The following is a 4,805-nucleotide window of genomic DNA, read 5'->3' as shown; positions in this document are numbered from 1 at the left end:
CCGCGCCCCGCGCGACACGGGGAGTAACACAGAAGGCCTCCCTGCCCGCAGGCGCGGGCGGGAGGCCTTCATCGGACTGCTGGCAGCTAGGACTGCACGAGCACGAGCTCCTTGAGCGGCAGGCGCGTGCGCGGAGCGGTCTCGCGCTCGCGGAGCACGTCGTTCGCCAGCTCGTCGGGACTCGCGACGACCCCCACCGCGGCGACGGTCACCGGGTCGAGGCGCTCGTCGACACCGAATGCGGCGCGCACGCCGTCCTTGTCGAAGCCGGCCATCTGGTGCACGTGCAGGCCCTCGTGGTGGGCCTGCACGCTCAGGTGCGCCATCGCCTGGCCGAGGTCGTAGACGGCCCACGGCCGCGGCGCGCCCTCGGCGTCGACGGTCTCGGTGAGCGCGACGATCAGGGCGGAGGCGGAGCCTGCCCAGGCGCCGTTGAACCCCGCGAGGGTCGAGACGATGCGGTCGAACTCCTCGGTGCCGCGCCGGGCGACGATGAAGCGCCAGGGCTGCGAGTTGCTCGCGGAGGGGGACCAGCGCGCGGCCTCGAGGAGCGAGGCGAGGGTGCCGTCGGCGATCGCCGCGGTCGCGTCGAAGGAGCGGGGGCTCCAGCGCTCGGCGAGCACCTCGAGGATCGGGGCGCTGGTGCTGGCTGTGCGGGGGGAGGTGAGGGTCATCGAGGGCTTCCTTCGAGCGGGGACAGGGGGGAGAGGCTCCGTTGCCCGCTCGTCGTCAACCACGTCCGCGGCCCGCGCATTCCCGCTCGTCCCCGCGCGCCCCTGGGCCCCGGTTCGCCCATGGAGGACCCGGGCGCCTCCGAGCCCCGAAACGGTACGGTGGGAGGTGGCGTGGTCATCCCGCGCACCACCTTTCACGACTCTGGAGGATCATCCATGGCCCAGCACTTCGACGTCGTCGTTCTGGGGGCGGGCCCCGGCGGGTACGTGGCCGCGATCCGCGCCGCCCAGCTCGGCAAGTCCGTCGCCGTCGTCGAGAAGCAGTACTGGGGCGGTGTGTGCCTCAACGTCGGCTGCATCCCGTCCAAGGCGCTGCTGCGCAACGCGGAGCTCGCCCACCTCTTCCACACCCAGGCGAAGCAGTTCGGCATCTCGGGAGACGTCTCCTTCGACTTCGGCGCGGCGTTCGACCGCAGCCGCTCCGTCGCCGACGGGCGCACCAAGGGCGTCCACTTCCTGATGAAGAAGAACAAGATCGCTGAGTTCGACGGCGTCGGCTCCTTCACCGGCCCGAAGGGGCTCGACGTCCAGCTGAGCACGGGCGGCACGGAGTCGCTGACCTTCGACGACGCGATCATCGCGACCGGCGCGAGCGTGCGCCTCCTCCCCGGTGTCGAGCTCTCGGAGAACGTCGTCACCTACGAGACGCAGATCATGACCCGCGAGCTCCCCGACACGATGGCCATCGTGGGCGCAGGCGCGATCGGCATGGAGTTCGCCTACGTCCTCAAGAACTACGGCGTCGATGTCACGATCATCGAGTTCATGGACCGAGCGCTCCCCAACGAGGACCCGGACGTCTCGAAGGAGATCCAGAAGCAGTACAAGAAGCTCGGCGTCGAGATCCTGACCTCCACCAAGGTCGAGTCGGTCGTCGACAAGGACGGCTACGTGACGGTCACCTACACGGCCAAGGACGGCACGCAGTCGAGCCTCGAGGTCGACAAGGTCCTGATGTCGATCGGTTGGGTCCCGCGCACCGAGGGCTTCGGCCTCGAGAACACCGGCGTCGAGCTCACCGAGCGCGGCGCGATCGCGATCGACGACAACATGCGCACCACCGTTCCCCACATCTACGCCATCGGTGACGTCACCGCGAAGCTCCAGCTCGCGCACGTCGCGGAGGCGCAGGGCGTCGTCGCCGCCGAGACCCTCGCCGGTGCCGAGACCCAGACGCTGGGCGACTACCGGATGATGCCGCGCGCGACGTTCTGCCAGCCGCAGATCGCCTCCTTCGGTCTCACCGAAAAGCAGGCGACGGACGAGGGCCATGAGATCACCGTCTCGACCTTCCCCTTCATGGCGAACGGCAAGGCGCACGGCCTCGGCGAGCCACCGGCTTCGTGAAGCTCATCGCGAGCAAGAAGTACGGCGAGCTCCTCGGCGCCCACATGATCGGACCGGACGTCTCGGAGCTGCTGCCCGAGCTCACGCTCGCCCAGAAGTGGGACCTCACCGCGACCGAGCTGGCCCGCAACGTGCACACCCACCCGACCCTCTCGGAGGCGCTGCAGGAGGGCTTCCACGGTCTCAAGGGGCACATGATCAACATGTAGGGCTCGTCCCTCCACGACCTCCGGCTCGCAGGACCTCGCTCGGCTCGTCCGATCGCGCGGTTCCTGCGAGCCGGAGCCGTTTCCGGGCGTCGGAGCGGCGCGGCAGGGTGTCAGAAGAGGGTCGGCTCGGCAGGAGGACCCGCCGTGGTCTCCTGATCCTGCTTCAGGAGTCGGAGGAAGGCGTGGTTGACGAACAACCGCTCCCGCCCGATCGGAGTGTCGGTGAGGATTCCGCGCTCCACCATCGCGGACAGCCAGGAGCGCGCCGTCGGTCGGGAGACTCCGCATCGGGCCATGACGGTCCGGATGCGGCAGTACGGCTCCTCGAACAACACCTCGAGGAGATCGGCGTTCGCGCCCCCGGGCAGCGCACTCCGCATCTCCTCGCGCACCGTCTCCCGCAGCGCACCGATCGTGTCGATCGTGGCGAGCGTCCACTGGGATGTCTCGCGGATTCCCTCGAGCATGAAGAGGAGCCATTGCTCCCAGGCTCCCTCGGATGTGACGGCGAGCAGCAGCCGGTAGTACTCGCTCTTTCGGCGGATGATGTACCGCGAGAGGTAGAGGATCGGCGAGGACAGGAGGCCGTGCTCCACGAGGATCAGCATGTTCATGACCCGTCCCGTCCGTCCGTTGCCGTCCTCGAACGGGTGGATGGCGTCGAATTGGTAGTGCGCGGCCGCCATGACGATCAGCGGATCGAGCCCCTCCGACTCATGGATGAACGTCTCCCAGTTGGACAGGAGGCCGGTGATCGTTCCGATTCCGACCGGGGGCGTGTAGGCGTGCTCCCCGGTCAGCGGATCGCCGATGAAGGTTCCCGGTCTGTCCCGGAGCGTCATCTCGTGCTGCTTGATGATCGAGCACGCCTCGATCGAGGTCCGAAGGGTGACCGACCGCTTCGATACCAGCGCGAAGCCCTCGAACAGAGCTCGGCGGTACCGCAGCGCCTCGCGCGTGGCAGGATCGGCGGCGGCGTCCTCATCGTCGGCGAAGCGGAAGAGCTCGTCCGACGTGGTGACGATGTTCTCGATCTCGGAGCTCGCCTGCGCTTCGAGGAGCTGGATGCTGTTCACCAGAACCGCGGGATTCGGGAGCGATCGCGACGCCTGCTCGAGCGCGGCGAGGGCGGCGCGTGCGGCGATCGTCGCTCGGAGAACCGCGCGCGTCTCCAGGTCCGCGGAAGGAGGAAGGAGCGGCAGCTCGTTGTACGGCGTGTTCGGCGTCCAGGGCACCTAGGAGAGTAGAAATCGACGTGGAAAGAATCGAGCAGTTTCTTTAAACGAAACTCGGACGGCGCAAAAAACTTGCTACGACGATCAGGACGTTCCCGCTATCGTGACCGGATGGATCCGCTGCTGCTCGATCGACTCGCCGCCGACGCCTGGCCCGCGCTCGTGCGCCGTCCGCTCGGCGCGTGGGAGCTGCGCGCCTCCGCGGGAGTGACCAAGCGCGCCAACTCGTTGCTCGCCTCCGGAGACGTCGCCGACCAGAGCGCCGCCCTCGACGCGGCGGAGCGGGTTCGCCCGCGAGCACGGCGTCGCGCCCCTCGTGCAGGTCGGCCCGCCGAGCCCCGCCGGGCTGACCGGGCTCCTTGAGGAGCGCGGCTACGCGCCGATCGACCGCACGCTCGTGCTGACCGGATCGGTCCAGGAGCGCTCGCCGCGCTGCCCGCGCCGGCGCCGTCCGTCCGCGTCACCGAGACTCCCGACCAGGACTGGCTCGCCCTCTGGTGGTCCGTGGACGGTCGCGGAGGTGCGGACGAGCGCGCGGTCGCCGAGCGCATCCTCGCCGGCTGTCCCGCCTCCTACGCCCTCGTCGTCGACGGAGCAGGCCCCGCCGCGACCGGCCGTCTCGCGTTCGTCACGGCGCAGGACGGAGAGCTCTGGGGCGGCCTCTTCGGCCTGGCGACCCGCCCTGACGCACGCCGCCGCGGCCTCGCCTCCGCCACGATCCGCGCCCTCCTCGAGGAGGCGTCGCGCCGAGGCATCGAGCGCTTCTGGCTCCAGGTGCTCGCCGACAACGCGGGCGCCCGACGCCTCTACGCGTCCCTCGGCTGTCGCGAATCCTCCTGGTACGAGTACTGGCGCTGAGCCCCGCCCGCGAGATGCCACTCCTGCACGCGACACGCCGGCGAAAGCGTGCATACGTCGAGGCTCGCGGAAGCCGAGGAGAAGGGTCAGGCGTTCGCGAGCACGGCGCGGGTGACGGCCTCGGCCTTCGCCGGATCTCCGGTGACGGTCACCCGCCACCACACGTCGTCCGCGAGCGCGTCGATCTCGCAGACGCCCCCGGCACAGCCGGTGAGGGCCTTCTCGCCGAAGCCGTCCAGCGGCTCGAGGGGGATGGCCAGGCCGGAGGTCAGCGAGAGGTTCCGCCAGCCGTCGTCCCCGTTCGGGAGCGCGTCGACCGTCAGGCCTGAATAGGCCGCGCTGGTCGCGTCGCTCCAGCTGCAGGAGGCGTACCCGGCACGGGCGGCGGCCGCGGCGGCCGCGGTCGTCGGCGTCCCGGTCCC

General features: G+C 69.9%; 5 protein-coding genes and 1 pseudogene. 3 read left to right on the top strand and 3 right to left on the bottom strand.

Annotation, left to right across the window (positions count from 1 at the left end; all coding sequences use genetic code 11):
* Positions 1–86: 86 nt before the first annotated feature.
* Complete coding sequence (locus ACH61_RS13955; RefSeq protein ID WP_068213125.1) at positions 87–674, bottom strand: nitroreductase family protein; 588 nt, start codon at positions 672–674, stop codon at positions 87–89.
* A gap of 216 nt (positions 675–890) precedes the next feature.
* Here ACH61_RS13955 and lpdA point away from each other — a divergent pair.
* Positions 891–2,290 (top strand): annotated as a pseudogene (gene lpdA / locus ACH61_RS13950) (dihydrolipoyl dehydrogenase).
* 110 nt (positions 2,291–2,400) lie between these two features.
* On the opposite strand, the gene ACH61_RS13945 reads toward lpdA, so the two are convergent.
* A complete protein-coding gene (locus ACH61_RS13945) occupies positions 2,401–3,525 on the bottom strand; it encodes a Fic family protein (RefSeq protein ID WP_068213123.1) in 1,125 nt (374 codons plus the stop codon).
* A gap of 111 nt (positions 3,526–3,636) precedes the next feature.
* Between ACH61_RS13945 and ACH61_RS18580 the strand changes: the two genes are divergently transcribed.
* Together ACH61_RS18580 and ACH61_RS18575 are read left to right on the top strand one after the other, a co-directional pair.
* A complete protein-coding gene (locus ACH61_RS18580; RefSeq protein WP_236713701.1) occupies positions 3,637–3,888 on the top strand; it encodes a hypothetical protein in 252 nt (83 codons plus the stop codon).
* A 45-nt stretch (positions 3,889–3,933) separates the two neighbouring features.
* Positions 3,934–4,383: a GNAT family N-acetyltransferase gene (locus ACH61_RS18575; RefSeq protein ID WP_461786697.1), complete on the top strand. Its 450-nt coding sequence runs from the start codon at positions 3,934–3,936 to the stop codon at positions 4,381–4,383.
* 86 nt (positions 4,384–4,469) lie between these two features.
* Here the strand turns inward: ACH61_RS18575 and ACH61_RS17550 are convergent.
* On the bottom strand, positions 4,470–4,805 hold a 336-nt coding region (locus tag ACH61_RS17550), incomplete at its 5' end, for a hypothetical protein (RefSeq protein WP_161489673.1).

It is taken from the genome of Rathayibacter tanaceti, assembly GCF_001634385.1.
Lineage (GTDB): Bacteria > Actinomycetota > Actinomycetes > Actinomycetales > Microbacteriaceae > Rathayibacter > Rathayibacter tanaceti.
This window is presented reverse-complemented; position numbering and strand designations above follow the sequence as displayed.

What these genes read in the sequence shown, in the direction of transcription:
- ACH61_RS18580 (WP_236713701.1), top strand. Translation starts at nt 3,637, where the DNA reads ATGGATCCGCTGCTGCTCGATCGACTCGCCGCCGACGCCTGGCCCGCG.
- ACH61_RS13955 (WP_068213125.1), bottom strand. Translation starts at nt 674, where the DNA reads ATGACCCTCACCTCCCCCCGCACAGCCAGCACCAGCGCCCCGATCCTC.